Consider the following 21,486-nt stretch of genomic DNA (forward strand, 5'->3'; position numbering starts at 1 on the left):
CCTCGACCCCCCGCGGGGTCGAGGGCTCGCGTGCTGTGGGGGCTGGCAGGATGAACTGACGACGACAACAGCCCCCGTAGCCCAACTGGCAGAGGCAGCCGGCTTAAACCCGGCACAGTCCGGGTTCGAACCCCGGCGGGGGCACGTCCTCGCCGGTCGCGCGGACCGGGCCGGCGCACGGACCGGGAAACGGGCCGGCCACCTGACGGCTCAGCTGACGACCGGCCAGCCCGCCGAGTCCCAGCTCAGCCGGTTGATGCCGAGCCGCGAGTCACCCGCGTCGGTGTAGTAGTGGTAGAAGAGGATCGTCCCGTCCCCGTCGGTCAGGGTCGCGGAGTGGCCCGGCCCGTGGATGGATCCGTGACCGGCGAGGATCTGCGTGCCGCCGCCGCTGGTCATCGCGGTGCCGGCGCGGTCCACGTACGGGCCGGTGACCGACGTCGAGCGCCCGACCATGATCCGGTACGTGCTCGCGGCGCCCTTGCAGCAGTTGTCGAACGACGCGAACAGGTAGTAGTAGCCGCCGCGGTAGTAGATGTCCGGCGCCTCGATGCCGCCGCTGCGTGACGCGACCGACGTCATCGAGCTCCCCGACCGCAGGCCCGTCGCCGGGTCGATCGCGATGACCTTCAGCCCGGACCACCACGACCCGAAGCTCAGGAACCACCGGCCCTGCTCGTCGACCACGAGGTCGGGGTCGATCGCGTTGTAGTTGCTGGAGCTCGTGGTGCTCACCACGAGACCGCGGTTGGTCCAGGTGCCGGCGTTCCCGCTCGGGCTGGTGGCCAGGAAGATCGCCGAGTTCATGCTGCCGAACGTCGACGCCGAGTAGTACAGGTAGTACTGGCCGTTGCGGTAGGACAGGTCCGGCGCCCACAGGTCGCCCGTGGTGTAGCTCGACGTCCACGGTGTGCCGTTGGGGAACGCGGAGCCGACGTCGCTCCACGCCGTGCGGTCCGACGACGTCTTCAGCGGGATGCCGCGGCCCGTCGTCGCGACGAGGTAGGACCCGTCGGGACGCTTGACGACGGTCGGGTCGTGAGCCCAGGTGGCGCCGGTGATGTTCCCCGGACCGGGGTACGACGCGGGCACGGACCAGCGCTGGTTGGCCCCGCCGTTGCAGGTCCAGAGTGCGACCGGGGTGCCGTTCGCGGTGCGGGAGCCGGTCACGTCGACGCAGAGCTTCGACTGCTGGTGGACCAGAGAGCCGTTCGATCCCCAGGCGAACCGCTGGTTGGCACCGCCTGTGCAGCTCCACGAGATGAGCTTGGTGCCGGGTGCCGTGCCCCAGTTGAGGGCGTCGAGGCAGCGGGTGCCGTCGAACGTGCGCAGCTCCCCGGCCGACGTGAGCGTCCAGCCCTGCCCGGCGACGCCGTTGCAGTCCCAGATCTGGATGCCGGCCCCCGGCGTGGCGTCGTTCCCGTTGACGTCGAGGCACCTCCCGGACTGCGCCGAGACCAGCGGCGGTGCGGCGGCCTGTGCGGCGGGCGCGAGGGCGGTGAGCGCCGCTGTGGCAACCAGCGTGGCGACGGCCGCAAGGGCGGCGAACCTGCCGGTGCGGGTGCGTGCTGTCATGGTGGTTCCTCCGTGACGACGTCGTGACGGCTCGTCCCCCGGGAGCGCGGCACCCGCACGGACGCACGGCACGTCTTCGGACCGTGTGAGCGCTAACATCGCGCCTCCGACGTGCGACGGCAACACGTGAAGCGGTTAGGCGCGCGCATTCGGGGTAGCGCTTACCCGCGGACGCGATCCGCGTGACCGGCGCACTAGCGCGATCGTCAGCAGCGCGAGCGGCACGTTGACCAGCCCCGGCGCTCCGACCCAGAACGACCCGGTCACCACCGCGTAGGCGCCCCAGAGCGCAGCGTTGACCAGGAGCAGCACCTGCGTGGAGATCGACACACCACCGAGCTGACCCCCGTCGTGACGGTGCCGCCACACGCGCGCGGCCTGCGGCCACCAGAGGACGAGCGAGACGACGGACGCCACGAACCCGATGCCCTCGGTCAGGAGCAGGGTGGAGGTCGGCATGGCACTCCACCCCCTTGCACCCGACGGACTCGACGCAGACACCGTCGCGTCCGCGCCGGGACCGCCGCCTCGGGGGAGCCCCCCAGAGCGGTTGCCCGGACCCCCGGGGTCAGACCACGCAGAACTCGTTGCCCTCAGGGTCCGCCAGCACCACGTGGTCGAGCCCGTCTCGCCCGCCGTGCTCGGCGAGCACGGTGGCGCCGGCCGCGGTCAGCCGCTCCACCGCGGCCCGGAGCAGGACCTCGCGCTCGTCCTGCGGCACCGACCGCCCGCCGGACACCCGGAGATCGAGGTGGAGGCGGTTCTTGACCACCTTGCCCTCGGGGACCTTGAGGAACGAGAGCGACGGCAGCACCCCGGCCGGGTCCGCCAGGTACGCGCCGTCGTCCAGCTCGTCGTCGGGCACCTCGTGGTGGCGCGCCCAGGCCTCCCACGTCGCGAACCCGTCGGGCGGCGGCGGGGTGACGTAGCCGAGCGCCGGACCCCAGAACCGGGCCATGAGCGCGGGGCTCTCGCAGTCGAACGTCACGCTCCACATCGTCATGCGAGCCCCTCCGTCGCCTCGGACTCCTCGATCGTGGCCAGCCAGTCGCGCTTGGTGGCGCGCCAGCCCTCGTCGTCGGCGCCCAGCCGCCAGTAGCCGGACACCGACAGCTGCTCGCGCGTGACGCCGCGGTCGGCGCGCAGGTGCCGGCGCAGCTCGCGGACCACGCCGGCCTCACCGTGCACGAATGCGCTGACGGGCGCCGGCAGCTCCGGGAGCGCGACGACGGTGTCGACGAGGGCCAGACCGGCGACCGCAACGCCCTGGTGCACCCACAGGACCTGCATGCCGGCGGGCGAGGCCAGCGGGATCTCGTCCTCGGGGCCGTGCACCTCGATCACGGCGTGCCCGACGGCGTCGGCGGGGAGCCGCTCCAGGGCGACCGCGATGGCGGGCAGCGCGCTGGCGTCCCCGGTGAACAGGTACGACGCCGCGTCGGGGTCGGGAGACCAGGCGCCGCCGGGGCCCACCAGGAGCACCTCGTCACCGGGCTGCGCGGACGCCGACCACGGTCCGGCGATGCCCTCGTCGCCGTGCACCACGAAGTCGAGCGTGAGCTCGCGCGCGACCGGGTCCCACGTGCGGACCGTGTAGGAGCGCTGGCGGGGCTGCTGGTCGGGCGGGAGGCTCGCGCGCACCGCGTCGAGGTCGAGGCGGCCGTCCTCGCGCAGCGGTCGGCCGGCGCCGGCCGGCAGGAAGACCACCTTGACGTAGGAGTCCGCGTGCGGCGACGGCTCGAACGCGGCCAGGCCGGGGCCGCCGACGACCACCCGGACCATCGTCTGCGCGAGCTGCTCGGTCCGGACCACCTCCCCGACGAGCGGTGCGGGGCGGGGCCGGGCCGGTGCGTCGGTCATCGAGGTCCTTCGTCGGGGTGGGCGTTCCTGCGGCGGCCCACGCTAGCCGCTGTCAGGACCGGGTGCCGTGGGCGTCGAGGCGCTGGGCGAGGTCGTCTGAGATCGACGACGGGGACGGTCCGGGATCCGGACCGTCCCCGCCGCTGTGCGTCAGATCAGGCGTCGCGCCGCTTGAGCAGCACGGCGGCCACGCCGAGGATGACGACGATCCAGGCGATCAGCACGCCGTAGCCCGCCCACGCGGTCAGGTCGACGACGCCCGGGCCGCTGGACGCGGCGGCCACCTCGAGCTGCTCGGTCGTCTGCGTGAACTGCTGGCCCGCCACGCCCGGAAGGAACGGGAACGCCTGCTGCAGTGGCTTCCACGGGATGGCGCTGAACAGGATCGGGGCCACCAGCAGGACACCCAGGACGGTCGCCAGCGCCGCCGCCGAGTGACGCATGAGCGCGCCCAGGGAGTAGGAGAACAACGCGATCGTGGCCAGGTAGACGGCGGTGCCGACGAGGGGCCGGATGATCTCCGGGTCCGTCGCGTCGACCGAGAAGCCCTGGCTGTCGAAGAACAGCCACTGCAGCGCCATGGCGATCGCGACCGCGACGACCGCGACGGCGAACACCGAGACGACCAGCACGATCGCCTTGGACCAGAGCATCGGCAGACGCTTGGGCACGGCCGTCAGGCTGGACCGGATCATGCCGGTGCTGTACTCGCTGGTGATGGTGAGCGCTCCCAGCACGGCGACGGCGAGCTGGGCGAGCGTCACCGCGATGCTCAACGGGTCCAGCGGGTTGCCGGCGGTGCCCTCGGGCGGGCCGCCCTCCTCCGGGCTGGGGACGTTGACGAACGCCAGGCTGATCAGGACGACCAGGCCGACGGTCGCGATCAGGAAGATCGAGAGGGTCCAGGTGGTCGAGCGGACCGACCAGAACTTGATCCACTCACCGCGCAGCAGGTGGCCGAAGCCGAGCTTCTGGTCCTTCAGCGGGGTGGCGTGGCGGTGGGGCTCGGTGGCGACGGCGGTGCTCATCGGGCGTCCTCTCCGGTGGTCGTGGCAGCGGCGTGGGCGCCGGCGTGCCGGGACTCCTCGCCGGGGAGCGCGGCCGAGTGGTACTCGACGGCCTCGGACGTCAGGGACATGTACGCGTCCTCCAGCGAGCCCTGCAGCGGCGTGAGCTCGTGCAGGACGATCCCCGACGCCGCGGCGATCTCACCGACCTCGGCTGCCGTGGCGCCGTGCACCTCGAGCAGACCGTCCTCGGCGGGCGTCACCGTCACGGCGGGGCCGGCCAGGCGCGCCGCCAGGTCGGTGGCCTGCGGGGAGCGCACGCGCACGGTGGCGCGGGTGGCCTCCGAGATGACCGTGTCCACCGGGCCGTCGGCGATGATCTTGCCGCGGCCGATGACGATGAGGTGGTCCGCGGTCACGGCCATCTCGCTCATCAGGTGCGAGGACAGGAAGACCGTGCGGCCCTCGGAGGCGGCCAGGTACTTGACCAGGTTGCGCACCCAGAGGACGCCCTCGGGGTCGAGACCGTTGACCGGCTCGTCGAGGATCAGCGTCTGCGGGTCACCCACCAGGGCGGCCGCGATGCCCAGGCGCTGCCCCATGCCGAGGGAGAAGCCGCCGACCCGCCGCTTGGCGACGGTGTCCAGACCGGTCATCGAGATGACCTCGTTGACGCGCTTGTCGCCGATGCCGTGCGTCGCGGCGATGGCGCGGAGGTGGTTGCGGGCGCTGCGGCCGGTGTGGACCGCCTTCGCCTCGAGCAGCGCGCCGACCTGCGTGAGCGGGGAGCGGTGCTCGGCGTAGGGGCGGCCGTTGACGGTGACGGTGCCGTGCGTCGGCCGGTCGAGGCCGACGATCATGCGCATCGTGGTGGACTTGCCGGCACCGTTGGGGCCCAGGAAGCCGGTGACCCGGCCGGGCTGCACGGTGAACGAGATCCCGTCCACCGCCGTTTTGCTGCCGTATCTCTTGGTGAGGTCGTGGGCCTCGATCATCACTGTTCCTCGTGTCTCGGGAATGGGGCCGTGTCGACCCTAGGGGTGTGCGGCAAGGCCTTACATCGGACCAAGGGGGGATCCGCCCCCACCGAATGGCCGAGGCGCGACAGACCTGGGAACGAACACGCCCCCGTCGGCGTTCGCTACGGTGACAGCCTCGTCTGACAGCGCCCGATCCGTCCAGGAGGACGCCATGGCCAATCCGATCTTCAACAACAGTCCGGTCTTCCAGGACCCCGTCCAGCGCAAGGGCCAGAAGTCGCCCGCGTCGACGGTCTCCTACGGGACCCCCGGCCCGCAGGTCGCGGACGCCGCGACGCTCGACCAGATGTACGACGCCCCCGCCGCGACCACCCGCGAGACGGGCCGGCTGACGTACGACGACGTCATCATGAAGACCGCCGGCCTGCTGGCCGTGCTGGTCGTCACCGGTGCAGCCACCTGGGTGCTCGCGCCCGGCCTGTGGATCTTCGGCGCGATCGTCGGCCTCGTGCTCGGCCTGGTCAACGCGTTCAAGAAGGAGCCGAGCCCGCCGCTGATCCTGCTCTACGCCGCGGCGCAGGGTGTGTTCCTGGGTGGCCTCAGCCAGTGGTACGAGTCGTTCTACAACGGCATCGTGGGGCAGGCGGTGCTCGCCACCATCTCGGTGTTCGCGGTCTCGCTCGTCCTGTTCAAGTCCGGCAAGGTCCGGGTCACGCCGAAGTTCCAGCGCACCCTGCTGATCGCGATGGTCGGCTACCTCGTGTTCTCGCTCATCAACCTCGGTCTCATGCTGTTCGGGGTCGGCGGCGGCACGTACGGCCCGCTGCGGTCCGGGTGGATCGGCGTCGCCGTCGGTCTCATCGCCGTCGTGCTCGCAGCCGCGATGCTCATCGTCGACTTCGACTCCATCAAGCGCGGGGTCGAGGCCGGTGTCCCGGCCAAGCTCGCGTGGACGGCGGCCTTCGGCCTCGTCGTGACGCTGGTGTGGCTGTACCTGGAGCTGCTGCGGATCTTCGCGATCCTGCGTGGCGACTGAGCTCTGACCTGATAGCCGTCGGCCCGGGTGCGATGATCGAAGCGCACCCGGGCCGACGTGTGTCTGCCCGCCCCGCCACCCATGGGAGCAGTCAGTCGTGAAGTACGCGAAGCACATCTCGGAGCTCGTCGGCGGCACCCCGCTCGTCCAGCTCACGTCCGTGACGGCAGGCCTGACGGCGACGATCCTCGCCAAGGTCGAGTACATGAACCCCGGCGGATCCGTGAAGGACCGCATCGCCCTGAAGATGATCGAGGCCGCGGAGGCGAGCGGCGAGCTCATGCCCGGCGGCACGATCGTGGAGCCGACCAGCGGGAACACCGGCGTCGGCCTGGCACTGGTCGCCCAGCGCAAGGGCTACCGCTGCGTGTTCGTCTGCCCCGACAAGGTCAGCCAGGACAAGCGCGACGTGCTGCGCGCGTACGGTGCCGAGGTCGTCGTGACCCCGACCGCGGTCGCGCCGGACCACCCCAACTCGTACTACTCGGTCTCGGACCGGCTGGCCAAGGAGATCCCCGGCGGCTGGAAGCCGAACCAGTACGCCAACGCGAACGGCCCGGCCAGCCACTACGAGACGACCGGCCCGGAGATCTGGGCCGACACCGAGGGCCGCGTCACGCACATGGTCGCGGGCGTCGGCACGGGCGGCACCATCACCGGCACCGGCCGGTACCTGCACGACGTGTCCGACGGGCGGGTGGTCGTCATCGGCGCCGACCCCGCCGGGTCGGTGTACTCCGGCGGCGACGGGCGGCCGTACCTGGTCGAGGGCGTCGGCGAGGACTTCTGGCCGACCGCCTACGACCCGACCGTCCCCGACGAGATCATCGCCGTCTCCGACGCGGACTCTTTCGCGATGACGCGACGGCTCGCCCGCGAGGAGGGGCTGCTGGTCGGCGGCTCGTGCGGCATGGCCGTCGAGGCGACCCTGCGCTTCGCGCGCCGGCTCCAGGAGGAGGACCCCGCCGCGGCGGAACGCGCGGTGATCGTGGTGATTCTGCCCGACAGCGGGCGCGGCTACCTGTCCAAGATCTTCAACGACAAGTGGATGCGGTCCTACGGGTTCCTGGCCGCCGACGAGGGCGCCACCGTGGCCGACGTGCTGCGCACCAAGACCGGCGCGCTGCCCGACCTCGTGCACACCCACCCCAACGAGACCGTCCGCGACGCCATCGAGATCCTGCACGAGTACGGCGTCTCGCAGATGCCCGTCGTCGGCGCGGAGCCGCCCGTGAAGATCGGCGAGGTCGCCGGTGCGGTCAGCGAGCGCGAGCTGCTCGACGCGGTGTTCTCGGGGGACGCGGAGCTCTCGGACCGCGTCGACCGGCACATGTCCGCCGCGCTGCCGCTGATCGGGTCGGGGGAGAGCGTCGAGTCGGCGCGGTCGGCCCTGCAGAAGGCGGACGCGCTCATGGTGGTCGACGACGGGTCGCCCGTCGGCGTGCTGACCCGCCATGACCTGCTGGGTTTCCTGGCACGGTAGTTTCTCCGTCATCGGGAAACGCTGTCCGTCCGAAGGAGCACGATGGCCCTGTTCGACCTTCCCCTGCCCGAGCTCGAGCGCTACCTGCCCGAGCTGGACGAGCCGGAGGACTTCGACGAGTTCTGGACCGCCACCCTCGCCGAGGCCCGGACGTTCGACCTCGGCCTGACCGTCACGCCGATCGACTCCGGGCTGACGGTCATCGACGCCTTCGACGTGACGTTCGCCGGCTTCGGAGGGCACCCGATCAAGGCGTGGCTGACGAAGCCGGCGGGCGCGGGACAGGACCTGCCCGCGGTCGTCGAGCTCATCGGCTACGGCGGCGGGCGCGGGTTCGCGCACGAGCGGCTCGCCTGGGCCGCCGCCGGGTACGTGCACCTGGTGATGGACACGCGCGGGCAGGGCTCCACGTGGGGTGCCGGCGGCCACACCCCCGACCCCGCCGGCTCCGGGCCGGCGTCGCCCGGCGTGATGACCCGCGGGATCCTCGACCCGCACGACCACTACTACCGGCGGCTGATCACGGACGCCGTCCGTGCGGTCGACGCCGTCCGGGCGCTCCCCGAGGTCGACCCTGCACGGGTGACGGTCGCGGGGATCAGCCAGGGCGGCGGCCTCGCGCTCGCGGTCGGCGGGCTCGTCGAGGGTCTTGCTGCGGTGCTGCCCGACGTGCCGTTCCTGTGCCACTACCCGCGTGCGCTGGGCATCACCGACGCGTTCCCCTACGGGGAGCTCGTGCAGTACCTCGCGGTGCACCGCGACCAGGAGGCGACGGTGCTCCGCACGATGTCGTACCTCGACGGCGTGCACTTCGCGCGGCGGGCGTCGGCACCGGCGCTGTTCTCCGTCGCGCTGCGGGACCAGACGTGCCCACCGTCGACCGTCTTCGCCGCCTACAACCACTACGCGGGGCTGTCGTCGGCCCGGCCGGCGACCGACATCGAGGTCTACGCGTTCAACCAGCACGAGGGCGGCCAGGCCCACCAGCTCGACCGCCAGCTGCGCTGGCTGCGCTCGTTGCTGGCGCAGGAGGCGGTGCCGGTCAGCTGACCGACAGGCGTTCCAACCCGCCGACGAGGCCCGCGACGAGGAAGTCGAAGCTCGCGTCCACGTCGTCGGGCATGCCGAAGCCGCCGTCGAGCTCGAGCACGACGAACCCGTGCACCGCGGCGCGGACGGCGCGCACGGCGTCGATCCGTCGGTCGTCCGGGACGCCGAGCGCGGTCACGGCGTCGGCGATCTCGTCCACCACCCGGATGCTCGCCTCGCGGACGGCGTGCGCGTCGGGGTCGTGCACCCAGGCCGCCCCCTGGACCGCCTGGTAGCGGCCCGGGGAGCGTCGGGCGAGGTCCCGGATCGCGCGCGCCATCGCGGGGACCAGGTCGGTGCCCGAGTGGACCCTGCGGACGGACCGGAGGGCGTCGCCGTACTGCTCGATGCAGACCAGCGCGACGTCGCGGCGCAGCGCGGGCAGCCCGGCGACGTGCTTGTAGAGGCTGGGGACCGCGACGCCGGCCCGGGCCGCGACGGCGGCGAGGGTCAGGTCCGCGAACCCGGTCGGGCCGCCGTCGTCGACGACCGCGAGGGCCAGGTCGACGACGGCGGCACGGTCGAGCCCTGCCCTAGGCACGCGCGCTCGAGCGGACCTGGAACCGGCCGGCGGCGTCGCGGGGGAGGTCCGCGAGGAACGCCAGCGTGCGGGGGACGACGACCTCGGGCGCCTGGTTCTGCGGGTAGTGCGCGACGTCCGGGATGAGGGTCACGTCGGCGTCGATCGCGCCGCGCAGCCACTCCGCCTCCGCCGCGGGGTCCGTGAAGTCGGGGTCGATGGCGCCCACGAAGGCGATGGCCGGAGCCGTGATCTCCGGGACGCGGGCCTCGACCGGTGCGTGCGTGAGCTGGACGGTGAGGTGCCGGAAGGAGCGCAGGTGGGCGGGGTCCTTCATCGCGGCGCGCAGGTCCGCGACGTGCTCGTCGAGCCACGGTGCCTTCGTCCCGCGGTTGAGGTAGCCGCGGTAGTAGGACGCCCAGAGCGCCGCACCCCAGGGGCGGGAGAACAGCACCCGCTCGAGGCCGTGCAGGACCGCGACGGCGATCGCCGGCATCGGGCGCTCGCGCAGGAACGGGCCGGTCAGGACGAGGCCCGCGACGAGGTCGGGTCGCTCGGCGGCGGCCCACGCGGCGGCGCCCGCGCCCATCGAGTTGCCGACGAGGAGCGCGGGCCCGCCCAGGTGCTCGACGAGCGCGAGGGCGTCCTGGCCGGTCACGACGTCGCCGTGCGTGGCGAAGGTGGTGTCGGAGTCGCCGTGGCCCCGCAGGTCCATGACAGCGACGCGGTGGCCGGCCTCGACGAGCGGGCCGGTGAGCTCCCGCCACGTGCTGCGCAGGTCTCCCATGCCAGGGATGAGGACGACGAGCGGACCGGCAGCCGGACCGTCGAGCGAGTAGGCGATGCGCCCCTCAGGGCGGCTCAGGTGCTGTGTCATGAGACAAAAGCTAATGGCATTAGCCAACGCCGTCAACCCCTCGGTTCGGCGTCTGTCGGTCGGGGTTGGCAAGATGGGCCCGCACTGTCATCCACCGAAGGAGTACCCCCATGTCCGCAGCGCTGCCCGAGGTCTCCGGTTCCTTCGGCCAGAAGCCGACGCTCACCTTCCCCGACGCCTCGCCGTCGGCCGAGCTCGAGGTCGTCGTCCTGTCCCGCGGCGACGGCGCCCTGGTCGAGGCCGGCGACGACCTCGAGGTGCACTACCTCGGCCAGTCGTGGCAGGGCGGTGTGTTCGACAACTCGTACGACCGTGGCTCCTCGATCAGCTTCCCCATCGGCATCGGCCGGGTCATCGGCGGCTGGGACGAGGGGCTGGTCGGCCAGCAGGTCGGCTCGCGCGTCCTGCTGTCGATCCCGTCGCACCTGGGCTACGGCGACCGCGGCGCGCCGCAGGCCGGCATCCAGGGTGGCGCGACGCTGGTCTTCGTGGTCGACATCGTCGGCACCAGCAGCAACTGACCCTCTGCGACGGGCCCCTCTGCTCCGGCGGAGGGGCCCGTCGCTATCCTCGGCCCGTGGCGGGCGACGAGGTGACCATCGGCGACTTCGCGCGCCGGTCGGGCCTCTCGCTCAAGGCGCTGCGGCTCTACGACGCCCGCGGCCTGCTGGAGCCGGTGCGGGTCGACCCGGCCAGCGGGTACCGGTACTACGACCTCGGGCAGCTGGAGCAGGCGCGCACCATCTCCTTGCTGCGGCGCCTGGAGATGCCGCTCGGCGCGATCGCCGACGTGCTGGCCGAGCCCCGGGGGCAGGCGGCCGCGATCCGGTCCTGGTGGGTCGATCGCAGGCGTGACCTGGCGGACCGGGGGCCGGAGCTGGACCTCGTGCTCCAGTCCCTCGGCGCCGCGGACAGCCCGGCACACCCCGGACACTTCGGTGTCGACGACGTCGTCGTCCGGCCGGTCGAGGCGCGAACCGTGGCGACGGTCCGCCGGCACGTCGCGCAGGAGGACCTCGTCGCGACCTTCGCGTCGGACGCGCTGGAGCTCCGCGCGTTCCTCGACGGCGGCGGTGCGTCGTACGGGACGGAGTTCTGGGTGCTGTTCCACGGCGCGGTGGGCAACGACGGGGACGGCCCGATCGAGACGTGCGTCCCGTACGAGGGGGCTGTTGTCCCGGCCGGCTCGATCGTCCTGCGGCAGGAGCCGGCGCAGACGCTCGCGTACGTGCCGGTCACCGCGGCCGACTGCCGGTACCCGCAGATCATCGGTGCGTACGTCGCGCTGGAGACCTGGTTCAGCACGGGTGGTCGCCGCGCGGCCGGTCCGCCCCGGGAGATCTATCCCGTCCCGTGGTCGGACGAGGGCGTCGTCGCACACGTCGCACAGCCGGTTGCTTGACCCTGCCCCAGGGGCAGACGCCACGCTGAGGTCATGCCCGACCTCGCCGCGTACGCCAGCCACAGCCCGTTCACCGACCCCGGCCGCCACGCCGCGCTGCTGGCGGCCGTCGACCCCGACCCGGCGGCCCTGCACCGGGCCGCGTGCAGCACGGTCGTCCACTACCGGGCCGGCGCCGAACAGCTCGCTCCGGGCCAGGACGCCGACATCGACCTGCGCTGGCTGTCCGACATCCTCGGCGAGGCCCAGGAACGTGCGGCCGGACCGCTCGACGCCGCTCGCCCGGCTGCCCAGCAGATCGCCGGCTGCTGCCGCGACCACACGCTGGTCGCGATCGGGGTCCTGCGCGAGCACGGCATCCCGGCGCGCAGCCGGGTCGGCTTCGCCGGCTACTTCCGGCCCGGGTTCCACCACGACCACGTGGTCGCCGAGCGCTGGGACGGGTCCCGCTGGGTGCGCTTCGACGCGGAGCTGAACATGGCCGAGAACTGGTTCGGCTTCGACTCGCACGACATGGCGACCGGGCTCGGAGCGCCGTTCGAGACGGCGGCGGAGGTGTGGCTGGCGCATCGTCGCGACGGTCTCGACGTGTCCACCTACGGCGTCGACCCGTCCCTGCCCGAGCTGTGCGGGCCGGAGTTCGTCCGCGGGTACGTCGTGACGGAACTCGCACACCGCGAGCGCGACGAGCTGCTCCTGTGGGACGTCTGGGGCGACACGCTGCCCGAGACGCCGACGCCGGGCGAGGAGCTCGACCGGCTCGCCGACGCGATCGCGGAGCTGCTCGTCGCCGCGGACGCCGGCTCCGCGAGCGCCGAGGCGGAGCTGGAAGAGCGGTACGCGAACGACCCGCGGCTGCACCCCGGCGGGGGAGTCATGACGCTGTCGCCGACCGGACGCGTCGGCGACGCGGACCTCCTCGCGAAGGTGAACCGCTGGCGGTCCTAGAGGACGTGCCGCTCCAGGAAGTCGTTGCGGAACACGCCGTCGGGGTCGGTGCGCGCGACCAGCGCCCGGAAGTCGTCCCAGTGCGGGTAGAGGCGGGCGAGGTCGTGGTTCTCGTCGGCGAAGAGCTTGCCCCAGTGCGGTCGCGCGTCGAACGGCGCCAGTGCCGCCTCGATCGTCGGCAGCACCGCCTCGACCTCCGCCTGCCGGGGCAGCCACGTGAAGTGCAGGCCGACCCGGGGACCGCCCTGCGCGCCGGACAGCCACAGGTCGTCGCCGGCCATCGTGCGGACCTCGGTGACCTGCAGCAACGGGGACACCAGGCTGCTCAGTGACCGGACGGCCTCCAGCGCGGCGACCGCGTGGGCGCGCGGCACCAGGAACTCGGACTGCAGCTCGTCGCCGTTGCTCGGCGTGAAGTCCATCCGGAAGTGCGGCAGGCGGTCGTGCCACGGGCCCGGCTCGCCCAGCTGCGCGGTGCAGTTCACGGGGTCGATGCCGGGCAGCGGGTGGCGGGGTCCGTCGGCGGGCGTCGTGCCGAACAGGTCGGTGCGCAGCGCGTAGGCCGGCGTGACGCGCGTCTTGCGCCAGACCTGCGCGATGGTGTCGCCGGTCCAGTCGGTGAAGAGGCTCACGGAGTCGGCGCTGCTGGTGATCTCGTCGAGGTGAGCCAACGCCTCCGCCCACGGCAGGTCGACGTGGACCTCCTGCGCGACGTCGTAGGTGGGCTCGATGTCGAGGGTCACGCGCGTGACCACCCCGAGCGCACCCAGCGCGACGACGGACCCGGCGAAGTCCTCGTCGCCGCGGCGGACCGTCCGCAGCGTGCCGTCGGGTCCCACGATCTCCAGCGCCGCGACGGCGGACGCCAGGTTCCTGCTCGCGTCGCCCGATCCGTGCGTGGCGGTCGCGACCGCGCCGGCCACCGAGATGTGGGGCAGGGACGCCAGGTTGTGCACGGCCCAGCCGGCGGGGTGCAGGTGCTGCGCCAGCGTCCCGTAGCGGGTGCCGCCCGTGACCGTGACGGTCCGCGCCTGCTCGTCGATTACCGGGGCCGCCTCCAGGGCGTCCAGCGCGACCAGCGCGGCGGGATCGTCGGCCAGGTCGTTGAAGCAGTGCCGGGTGCCCAGCGCTCGGATCCTCGGGGAACCCGCGACGAGCTCCTGCAGCTCTTCGACGGAGCCCGGATGGTGCACGACCCCCGCGCGGTAGGTGTAGTTGCCGGCCCAGTTCGTCAGCGTCACCGGACCAACCTACGGCGCGGGCGCCGTGATGAAGATGTCGAACATGCTCGGGTCGTGCGCGTGCACCAGCACCATGAACACGAACAGGTCGAACAGCAGGTGCACCGCCACCACGTACGTCAGGGACGTGGTCCGACGGAAGATCCACCCCTGGATCAGCGCGAACGGGATGGTCAGCAGCGGCCCCCACGCGCGGTAGCCCAGCTCCCACAGGAACGACACGAACACCGCCGCCTGCAGCAGGTTGGCCAGCCAGAACGGGAAGTGCGGCCGCAGCAGGGCCAGCACGACGCAGATGAAGAACAGCTCGTCCCAGATGCCGACGGCGTTCACGCCGACGAACAGCCGCAGCACGTCGCCCGTGCCGTCGAGGTCCGGCCAGTTCTGCCACACCCCCGACCCCAGGAAGTACGCGGGCAGGATCAGGTACGCCGCGAACGCCACCGCCACCAGGTACAGCGCCTGCCAGCGGTCCCAGCGGCGGCCCGTGCGGACGGGGAAGTGGATCTTGTCGTCGTGGAACACCCGGCTGGAGAGCAGCGTCGGCACGATCACCGCCGCACCCAGCGCCACCGTGAACCGGAGCATGCCCACGTTGGACAGGTCGGCCTTCAGGGAGATCGTGCTGATGATCACCTGGCCGAGCGCGATGAGGGCGAGGTCCCTGCCCAGCCGCCTGTCGACGACGAGCCCGAGGGCGACGCCCAGGACCAGCGGCACGTACCCGAGCGGGCGGACGTGGACCGCGAACAGCAGGATCGCCGCCCCGCACACCAGCGCCGCGGCCAGGATGCGGAGGGCGTCGTGCCCTCGCGCCCGGTCGGCGGCCGGGGCGGTGCTCGTGCTGAGCGCGTCTGTCACGGGTGGGCCTCCGGGGTGTCGAACCAGCAGTCTGACTGCTCGTCGGCCGCTGGGCGACACTTGCCCCATGGACCTCCCGCGCGTCGCGATCACCTATTGCACCCAGTGCCGCTGGCTCCTGCGCGCCGCCTGGTACCAGCAGGAGCTGCTGACCACGTTCCACCGCGAGCTCGGCGAGGTCGCGCTGCGGCCCGCGACCGGCGGGGTGTTCCGCGTCGAGGTCGACGGCGTCCTCGTGTGGGACCGGTCGGAACGCGGCGGGTTCCCGGAGCTGCCCGAGCTCAAGCGCATCGTGCGCGACCTCGTGGCGCCCGACAAGCCGCTGGGGCACACGGACCGGGTGGCGCAGGAGTGACCGAGATGGACGTTCGTGCAGGTGGACCGGGGTCCAGCGCCCGATGGACGACCGTGGACGGTGTCCGTCCAGCGTCGATAAGTTCGCCGCGGACCGACAGGGAGAGCGACCCGGTCGGTCCACCACAGACGCTCCCGAGGGCGGCTGGCCGGGAAACACGGGGGACTCCGGCCGGCCCCATGACGGGCGGGTGACCGACAGCGGGGGCTCCTCGGTCACCCGCCCGTACATCTCCGGGCGAGCGCGTCCGCACGCCGGGCGCGAGATCGTGGCAACGTCACGAGATCGTGCGTGCGGACCCACGACCTGACGTCGAACCCACGATCTCGTCGCCGCTACGCACGCGGTGCGCAGCGGCGACGAGCAGGGTCAGGCGCCCGTCGGGCGGGGGCAGGACACGCCGGTGCCGCCGAGGCCGCAGTAGCCGGCCGGGTTCTTGTCGAGGTACTGCTGGTGGTAGCCCTCGGCGTAGTAGAACGTGCCGGCGTCGTCGGCGGACCGGATCTCGGTGGTGATCTCCCCGAAGCCGGACTGGGTCAGCCGCGGCTGGAACTCGTCACGGGTGCTCCGTGCGGCGAGCTCCTGCTCGGGCGTGGTGGTGTAGATCGCCGACCGGTACGTGGTGCCGACGTCGTTGCCCTGCCGGTACCCCTGCGTCGGGTCGTGCGACTCCCAGAAGGTGCGCAGGAGGTCGCCCGCGGAGACGACGGTGGGGTCGTACGCGATCATCACGATCTCGGTGTGCCCGGTCATGCCGGTGCACGTCTCCTCGTAGCTGGGGAAGGGCGTGAACCCACCCTGGTAGCCGACGGCCGTCGTGACGACGCCGGGGATCTTCCAGAAGGTGCGCTCCGCGCCCCAGAAACAGCCCATCCCCACGTACAGGACCTCGGTGCCCTCGGGCCAGGGGCCCTGCAGGGGGGTGCCGAGGACGGTGTGGGTGGTCGGGACGGTGTACGCGTAGCGCTCGCGGCCGGCCAGGGCCTTCTCGGGGGTCACCATCGTGGTCTTGAGGGCGGAACCGAACAGCCAGTTCATGGTCGTGATCCTCTCCGGGAGCCCGGTGGGTCAACCCGGTCCTCCCGGGATCTGCAACGGTACGCACCTGCCGCATGTTCCCGGCGATGTGGTGATTCCTTGACCGAACCGATACCTGACCGAGAGCGCACTCGCCCATGACCTGGAACGCACCTGCCGGGCGGTCCGGGCGCGAGCGCCTAGCCTGGGAGCTGTGACGAACCACGCGCATCCCCAGGACGACGACTGGTCCTCCGCAGGCTTCTCGACCCGCGCCATCCATGCAGGTCAGGACCCGGACCCCACGACCGGGGCGGTCGTGCCGCCCATCTACGCGACCTCGACCTACAAGCAGGACGGCGTCGGCGGGCTGCGGGGCGGGTACGAGTACTCGCGCTCGGCCAACCCGACGCGGACCGCGCTGGAGTCGGCGCTCGCCGCAGCGGAAGGCGGGGCGGCGGGCTTCGCGTTCGCCTCCGGCCTCGCCGCGGAGGACACCCTCCTGCGGGCGACCCTGCGGCCCGGCGACCACGTCGTCGTCCCCAACGACGCGTACGGCGGCACGTACCGCCTGATCGCGCGGGTGTTCGGCCCGTGGGGCATCGAGCACACCCCGGTCGACCTGTCCGACGCCGACGCGGTGGTCGCCGCCATCCAGCCGGGCCGCACCAAGGTCGTCTGGGTCGAGACCCCGACCAACCCGCTGCTCGGCATCGCCGACATCGCGGTCCTCGCCGCGCACGCCCGTGCGGCGGGTGCGCTGCTCGTCGTCGACAACACCTTCGCGACGCCCTACCTGCAGCAGCCCCTCGCGCTGGGGGCGGACGTCGTCGTGCACTCGACCACCAAGTACATCGGCGGGCACTCGGACGTCGTCGGCGGGGCGCTCGTCGTCGCGGACGGTGCGCAGCTACCTGTCGACCTCGAGGGTCCGACGGGGACGACGAGCCTCGCGGACGCCGTGCGGTTCCACCAGAACGCCTCCGGTGCGGTCGCGGGGCCGTTCGACGCGTGGCTGACGCTGCGCGGCCTCAAGACGCTCGCGGTGCGGATGGACCGGCACCAGAGCAACGCGCGCGCGGTCGCCGACTTCCTCGTGGCGCACGACGCGGTGACGTCGGTGATCTACCCCGGCCTGGACAGCCATCCCGGTCACGAGGTGGCCGCCCGGCAGATGACCGGGTTCGGCGGGATGATCTCGTTCCGGACGGGCAGCGAGGCGTCCGCGCTGGCGGTGTGCGCGGCGACGCACGTGTTCACGCTCGCGGAGTCCCTCGGCGGCGTCGAGTCGCTGATCGAGCACCCGCACCAGATGACCCACGGGTCGGTGGCGGGCACCGCGCTGGAGGTCCCCGACGACCTGGTACGGCTCTCCGTGGGCATCGAGGACGTCGCCGACCTGATCGCCGACCTCGACGCCGCGCTGGCCGCCGGACGCGACGCGTGAGCGCCGCCGAGCCGCGCCTCCCGAACCCTGACGGCACCTCGGTCCCCCCGTCGGTCCGCAACGCCGCCGCGTGGTCGTGGCGCCTGCTGCTCATCGGCGCCGCCCTCGCGGTGCTCCTCTGGCTCCTCAGCGAGCTCAAGGTCGTCGTCGTGCCGATCGCGGTGGCCCTGCTGGTCACCGTGCTGCTCGCACCGTTCGTGGGTTGGCTGGTCCGGCGCGGGCTGCCGCGCGTGGCGGCCGTCGGGATCTCGCTCGTGGGCCTCGTCCTCCTCGTGGCAGGGCTGCTGACCCTGGCGGGCCGCTCCATCGTCAAGGGCTTCGGTGAGCTCTGGGACCAGGCCGCGCAGGGCATCGACAAGCTCACCAACTGGCTCGCCGAAGGCCCGCTCCAGCTCACGACGACCGACATCTCCGGCTGGATGGAGAAGATCCAGGGGTCGCTCAGCGGCGGCAGCTCCGAGCTCGTCACGGGGGCGCTGCACGCCACGACGACGGTCGCGCACGTGGCAGCGGGAGCGCTCATCACGCTGTTCTGCACGTTCTTCTTCCTGCTCGACGGTCGCACCATCTGGGCGTGGATCGTCGGGCTGCTGCCGCGTGGGTCCCGCGAGCACGTGCACCAGGCCGGCCGCCGCGGGCTGGTCACCCTCGGCGCCTACACGCGCACGCAGATCCTCGTCGCGGCCGTCGACGCGGTCGGCATCGGCCTCGGCGCGGCGATCCTGCAGGTGCCGCTCGCGCTGCCGCTGGCCGTGCTGGTCTTCCTCGGCTCGTTCATCCCCATCGTCGGTGCCGTGGTCACCGGGTCGATCGCGATCCTGGTCGCGCTCGTGTCCAACGGGCCCGCGACGGCCCTCTGGATGCTCATCGTCGTCATCCTCGTGCAGCAGCTCGAGGGGCACGTGCTCCAGCCGTTCCTGATGGGCCACGCGGTGTCCCTCCACCCCGTCGCGGTCCTGCTGTCGGTCGCGGCGGGCTCGTTCGTCGCGGGCATCGTCGGTGCGCTGTTCGCGGTGCCGATCGCCGCGACCCTGAACACCGTCCTGCTCTACCTGCACGGGCACGACAAGTTCCCGCAGCTGGGCACCGACGACCACATCCCCGTGCGCGGGCGAGGGCATCCCGTGCTCGACCGCGCCATCGCGCAGGTCGCCGAGGCGACGTCGGAACGGGTGGCGACGGAGGCGGAGGTCGCCGAGCGAGCCGACGCGGACCAGCCGCCCGCCACGGTCGACACGGTGGCGGAGGACGCCGGCGAGCCTGGTGGCCCGGACGACGCGTCCCCACCGAGCCCGCGATGACCGACCTCGCCGACATCCGTGCGGCGGCGGCGCTGCTCGAGGGGGTGTCCGACCGCACCCCGGTGCAGCTCAGCAGGGCTCTGTCGCAGGTCTGCGGCGCCGAGGTGTGGCTCAAGTGCGAGAACCTGCAGCGCGCAGGCTCGTTCAAGCTGCGCGGAGCGTACGTGCGGATGGCACGGCTCACGCCCGAGGAGCAGGCGCGGGGCGTCGTCGCGGCGAGTGCCGGCAATCACGCGCAGGGGGTCGCGCTCGCGGCCCGGATGCTCGGCCTCACTGCCGTCGTATTCATGCCGGCCGACGCCGCCCTGCCGAAGATCGCCGCGACCCGCGACTACGGCGCCCGCGTGGAGCTGGTCGGCGCCAGCGTCGACGAGGCCCTCGTGCACGCCCGGGAGTTCGCGGAGCGCACCGGAGCCGTGCTCATCCACCCGTTCGACCACGAGGACGTCGTCGCGGGGCAGGGCACCATCGCGCTCGAGATCGTCGAGCAGGTTCCCGACGTGGCCACCGTCGTCGTCCCGATCGGCGGCGGGGGACTGGCCGCCGGGGTCGTCGCCGCGCTCGCCGAGCTCCGGCCCGACGTACGCGTGATCGGCGTGCAGGCCGCCCGCGCGGCCTCCTACCCCGGGTCCCTCGCGGCCGGCCACCCGATCCCAGCGCCCGAGCTGCGGACCATGGCCGACGGCATCGCGGTCGGCCTGCCCGGTGCCGTGCCCTTCGAGATCCTGGCCGGCCATCACATCGAGGTGGTGACCGTCTCCGAGGAGGACCTGTCCCGCGCGCTGCTGCTCGTCGCGGAGCGGGCCAAGATGCTGGTCGAACCCTCCGGGGCGGCCGCCGCGGCGGCGGTCATGGCGGGCGTGGGGCCGCTCGAAGGGCCGGTCGTGGTGATCCTGTCCGGCGGGAACATCGACCCGCTGGTGCTCATGCGGGTGGTCCGGCACGGGCTCGCGTCCGCCGGGCGGTTCCTGCAGCTGCAGGTCCGGATCGACGACACCCCCGGCGCGCTCGCCGACCTGCTGCGCGCCCTGGCGGACACCGGCGGGAACGTCATGCACGTCTCGCACGCGCGGACGGTCGGCGACCTGCAGCTCGACGAGGTCGCGATCGTCGTGCAGGTCGAGACCAAGGGTCCCGACCACTGCGAGTACGTCGTGGAACAGCTCCGGGCGGCGGGCTACCGGCTCGGCACCTGAACGGCGACGAGGCGCCACCCCCAGCAGGGGTGACGCCTCGTCGTGGAGCTGGTGTCAGCCCGCGAAGGGCTTCGCGTCCGTGATCTTGACCTTGATCTCACGCCCGTTCGGCGCGGTGTACGAGGTCGAGTCGCCGATCTTCGTGCCGTTGATCGCGGCACCGAGCGGCGACGTCGGCGAGAAGACCTCGATGTCGGAGGTCCCGGCGATCTCGCGGGAGCCGAGCAGGAAGACCATCTCGTCGCCCGCCACGAGGGCCGTCACGACCATGCCGGGCTCGACGATCCCGTTGTCCGGGGGCGTCCCGATCTGGACGTTGCGCAGCTTCTCCTTCAGCTCGCGGATGCGGGCGGCCTGCTTGGCCTGCTCCTCGCGAGCGGCGTGGTAGCCGCCGTTCTCCTTGAGGTCGCCCTCGTCGCGCGCAGCGGCGATGCGTTCGATGACCTCGGCGCTTCCCTCACCTTCGAGGTGGGCGAGCTCGGCCGTGAGGCGGTCGTAGGCCTCCTGGGTCAACCATGTGGCCGCAGTCGTATCGGTCACGATCGCTCCTTTCCTGACGTGTGTGTCGGACGGGCCGACGTCTGCGCCGGCCGGGGGGCCAGTGCTCGGCAGTCCGATCGGCCGGACGCATCCTGCGGACGCGTCCGGGTAGCGGGTACTGCAGGGGTGCTCCGCCGTTCCCTCTCGGTCGAGTGGACCCGTGGTGGCGCCGGACCGGGGCGGCGTTGAAACGAACAGGATAGCAAGGCGGGGGCGACGGAACCGCGAGATCACCCGTCACGCGCCCGATCAGGGCGCGGGGTCCTCCACCAGCGCGCAGGAGTCCACGATCCCCGTCACGGCGAGCTCGGTGGTCTGCACGGTGGCGGTCACGCGACGGGTGGCCGTGTCGGCGGGGCCGACCTCGACCGTGCGGACACCGACCTCGGCGTAGGACTCGGACAGGGCCGTGAGCGTGCAGGTCACGGTCGACTCCTTGGGCTTGGTCACCTCGAAGGTCACGTCGACCGACTGGGACCCGTTCACCTTGAAGCCGACGTCCTTGTACGACACGGGCTTGCCCGCCATGGCCAGGCCGATCCAGACCACGACGGCGAGCCCGACGACCGCGGCGAGCACGATGACGATCCGCCCGCGCCGGGCGGACCGTGCGGTCGGCTCGGGACCGTACCGACCGGCGGGCGGCCGGGTGGTGGACTGCTCGGGCCTGTCATCACCGGCGAGCGGTCGGGCGGCGGGCGACTCGGTCACGACGGTCCTCGTGGTGGTGTGGTGGCGCGACGCAGGTGCC

Annotated in this window: 23 protein-coding genes and 1 tRNA gene; 11 read left to right on the top strand and 13 right to left on the bottom strand. The window is 72.5% G+C overall.

The window, feature by feature from the left end; genetic code table 11:
• Positions 1 to 70: 70 nt before the first annotated feature.
• Positions 71 to 144: transfer RNA gene (locus tag ASD16_RS12520), tRNA-Leu, on the top strand.
• Positions 145 to 210: 66 nt separating this feature from the next.
• On the opposite strand, the gene ASD16_RS21445 is transcribed toward ASD16_RS12520, so the two are convergent.
• From ASD16_RS21445 to ASD16_RS12550, 6 genes are all read right to left on the bottom strand, one after another.
• On the bottom strand, positions 211 to 1,575 hold the full coding sequence (locus ASD16_RS21445) for a family 43 glycosylhydrolase (RefSeq protein ID WP_157453920.1): 1,365 nt from the start codon (positions 1,573 to 1,575) through the stop codon (positions 211 to 213).
• Between the two features lie 135 nt (positions 1,576 to 1,710).
• Entirely contained in the window at positions 1,711 to 2,034 is a 324-nt protein-coding gene (locus tag ASD16_RS12530; protein WP_055917531.1) for a PQ-loop repeat-containing protein, read from the bottom strand.
• A 109-nt stretch (positions 2,035 to 2,143) separates the two neighbouring features.
• Positions 2,144 to 2,578 (bottom strand): VOC family protein, encoded by a 435-nt coding sequence (locus ASD16_RS12535; RefSeq protein ID WP_055917534.1) that lies wholly within the window; start codon positions 2,576 to 2,578, stop codon positions 2,144 to 2,146.
• Complete coding sequence (locus tag ASD16_RS12540) at positions 2,575 to 3,435, bottom strand: siderophore-interacting protein (protein ID WP_055917537.1); 861 nt, start codon at positions 3,433 to 3,435, stop codon at positions 2,575 to 2,577. Before ASD16_RS12540 ends, ASD16_RS12535 begins: the two co-directional genes overlap by 4 nt.
• 155 nt (positions 3,436 to 3,590) lie before the next feature.
• Complete coding sequence (locus tag ASD16_RS12545; protein ID WP_055917540.1) at positions 3,591 to 4,463, bottom strand: ABC transporter permease subunit; 873 nt, start codon at positions 4,461 to 4,463, stop codon at positions 3,591 to 3,593.
• Positions 4,460 to 5,437 carry an ABC transporter ATP-binding protein gene (locus ASD16_RS12550; protein ID WP_055917542.1) on the bottom strand — a complete coding sequence of 326 codons (978 nt, stop codon included), beginning with the start codon at positions 5,435 to 5,437 and terminating at the stop codon, positions 4,460 to 4,462. Before ASD16_RS12550 ends, ASD16_RS12545 begins: the two co-directional genes overlap by 4 nt.
• 196 nt (positions 5,438 to 5,633) lie before the next feature.
• On the opposite strand from ASD16_RS12550, the gene ASD16_RS12555 reads away from it, so the two are divergent.
• The 3 genes from ASD16_RS12555 to ASD16_RS12565 all read left to right on the top strand — a co-directional run bounded on the left by ASD16_RS12555 (position 5,634) and on the right by ASD16_RS12565 (position 8,991).
• Complete coding sequence (locus ASD16_RS12555) at positions 5,634 to 6,458, top strand: Bax inhibitor-1/YccA family protein (protein WP_055917544.1); 825 nt, start codon at positions 5,634 to 5,636, stop codon at positions 6,456 to 6,458.
• A 97-nt stretch (positions 6,459 to 6,555) separates the two neighbouring features.
• Positions 6,556 to 7,941 (top strand): cystathionine beta-synthase, encoded by a 1,386-nt coding sequence (locus tag ASD16_RS12560; protein WP_055917547.1) that lies wholly within the window; start codon positions 6,556 to 6,558, stop codon positions 7,939 to 7,941.
• A gap of 42 nt (positions 7,942 to 7,983) precedes the next feature.
• Positions 7,984 to 8,991, top strand: a complete 1,008-nt coding sequence (locus tag ASD16_RS12565; RefSeq protein WP_055917550.1) for an acetylxylan esterase — start codon at positions 7,984 to 7,986, stop codon at positions 8,989 to 8,991.
• Here the strand turns inward: ASD16_RS12565 and ASD16_RS12570 are convergent.
• On the bottom strand, positions 8,984 to 9,571 hold the full coding sequence (locus tag ASD16_RS12570) for a TetR/AcrR family transcriptional regulator (protein ID WP_055917553.1): 588 nt from the start codon (positions 9,569 to 9,571) through the stop codon (positions 8,984 to 8,986). The genes ASD16_RS12565 and ASD16_RS12570 overlap by 8 nt on opposite strands.
• Complete coding sequence (locus ASD16_RS12575) at positions 9,564 to 10,427, bottom strand: alpha/beta fold hydrolase (RefSeq protein ID WP_055917556.1); 864 nt, start codon at positions 10,425 to 10,427, stop codon at positions 9,564 to 9,566. The genes ASD16_RS12570 and ASD16_RS12575 overlap by 8 nt, the downstream gene beginning before the upstream one ends.
• 110 nt (positions 10,428 to 10,537) lie before the next feature.
• On the opposite strand from ASD16_RS12575, the gene ASD16_RS12580 reads away from it, so the two are divergent.
• The 3 genes from ASD16_RS12580 to ASD16_RS12590 are packed head-to-tail and all read left to right on the top strand — an operon-like array spanning position 10,538 to position 12,777.
• Positions 10,538 to 10,948 (top strand): FKBP-type peptidyl-prolyl cis-trans isomerase, encoded by a 411-nt coding sequence (locus ASD16_RS12580; RefSeq protein ID WP_055917559.1) that lies wholly within the window; start codon positions 10,538 to 10,540, stop codon positions 10,946 to 10,948.
• A 56-nt stretch (positions 10,949 to 11,004) separates the two neighbouring features.
• Positions 11,005 to 11,829, top strand: coding sequence for a MerR family transcriptional regulator (locus ASD16_RS12585; protein WP_055917562.1), 825 nt, complete (start codon positions 11,005 to 11,007; stop codon positions 11,827 to 11,829).
• Between the two features lie 33 nt (positions 11,830 to 11,862).
• Positions 11,863 to 12,777 (top strand): transglutaminase-like domain-containing protein, encoded by a 915-nt coding sequence (locus ASD16_RS12590; RefSeq protein WP_055917565.1) that lies wholly within the window; start codon positions 11,863 to 11,865, stop codon positions 12,775 to 12,777.
• Here ASD16_RS12590 and ASD16_RS12595 read toward each other — a convergent pair.
• Complete coding sequence (locus ASD16_RS12595) at positions 12,774 to 14,018, bottom strand: D-arabinono-1,4-lactone oxidase (RefSeq protein ID WP_055917568.1); 1,245 nt, start codon at positions 14,016 to 14,018, stop codon at positions 12,774 to 12,776. The genes ASD16_RS12590 and ASD16_RS12595 overlap by 4 nt on opposite strands.
• Positions 14,019 to 14,027: 9 nt before the next feature.
• Positions 14,028 to 14,879, bottom strand: a complete 852-nt coding sequence (locus ASD16_RS12600) for a CPBP family intramembrane glutamic endopeptidase (RefSeq protein ID WP_055917571.1) — start codon at positions 14,877 to 14,879, stop codon at positions 14,028 to 14,030.
• 67 nt (positions 14,880 to 14,946) lie between these two features.
• Here ASD16_RS12600 and ASD16_RS12605 point away from each other — a divergent pair, with 67 nt between their 5' ends.
• Entirely contained in the window at positions 14,947 to 15,234 is a 288-nt protein-coding gene (locus ASD16_RS12605) for a SelT/SelW/SelH family protein (RefSeq protein WP_055917574.1), read from the top strand.
• 369 nt (positions 15,235 to 15,603) lie between these two features.
• Here ASD16_RS12605 and msrA read toward each other — a convergent pair whose 3' ends face one another.
• Positions 15,604 to 16,272, bottom strand: a complete 669-nt coding sequence (gene msrA, locus ASD16_RS12610) for a peptide-methionine (S)-S-oxide reductase MsrA (protein ID WP_082570812.1) — start codon at positions 16,270 to 16,272, stop codon at positions 15,604 to 15,606.
• 193 nt (positions 16,273 to 16,465) lie between these two features.
• Between msrA and ASD16_RS12615 the strand changes: the two genes are divergently transcribed.
• From ASD16_RS12615 to ilvA, 3 genes are read left to right on the top strand one after another with little or no spacing between them, the layout of a single operon-like run.
• The gene (locus tag ASD16_RS12615) at positions 16,466 to 17,698 is read left to right on the top strand and encodes a cystathionine gamma-synthase (protein ID WP_055917578.1); all 1,233 of its coding nucleotides are present in this window, start codon (positions 16,466 to 16,468) and stop codon (positions 17,696 to 17,698) included.
• Positions 17,695 to 18,999 carry an AI-2E family transporter gene (locus ASD16_RS12620; protein WP_082570813.1) on the top strand — a complete coding sequence of 435 codons (1,305 nt, stop codon included), beginning with the start codon at positions 17,695 to 17,697 and terminating at the stop codon, positions 18,997 to 18,999. Before ASD16_RS12615 ends, ASD16_RS12620 begins: the two co-directional genes overlap by 4 nt.
• Positions 18,996 to 20,195: a threonine ammonia-lyase gene (gene ilvA, locus ASD16_RS12625; protein WP_055917581.1), complete on the top strand. Its 1,200-nt coding sequence runs from the start codon at positions 18,996 to 18,998 to the stop codon at positions 20,193 to 20,195. Before ASD16_RS12620 ends, ilvA begins: the two co-directional genes overlap by 4 nt.
• A gap of 54 nt (positions 20,196 to 20,249) precedes the next feature.
• On the opposite strand, the gene greA is transcribed toward ilvA, so the two are convergent.
• Both greA and ASD16_RS12635 read right to left on the bottom strand, forming a co-directional pair.
• Complete coding sequence (gene greA, locus ASD16_RS12630; protein WP_055917584.1) at positions 20,250 to 20,735, bottom strand: transcription elongation factor GreA; 486 nt, start codon at positions 20,733 to 20,735, stop codon at positions 20,250 to 20,252.
• A gap of 249 nt (positions 20,736 to 20,984) precedes the next feature.
• A complete protein-coding gene (locus ASD16_RS12635; protein ID WP_235523270.1) occupies positions 20,985 to 21,446 on the bottom strand; it encodes a DUF4307 domain-containing protein in 462 nt (153 codons plus the stop codon).
• Positions 21,447 to 21,486: the final 40 nt, after the last annotated feature.

Source organism: Cellulomonas sp. Root485 (assembly GCF_001426705.1).
Taxonomy (GTDB): domain Bacteria; phylum Actinomycetota; class Actinomycetes; order Actinomycetales; family Cellulomonadaceae; genus Cellulomonas.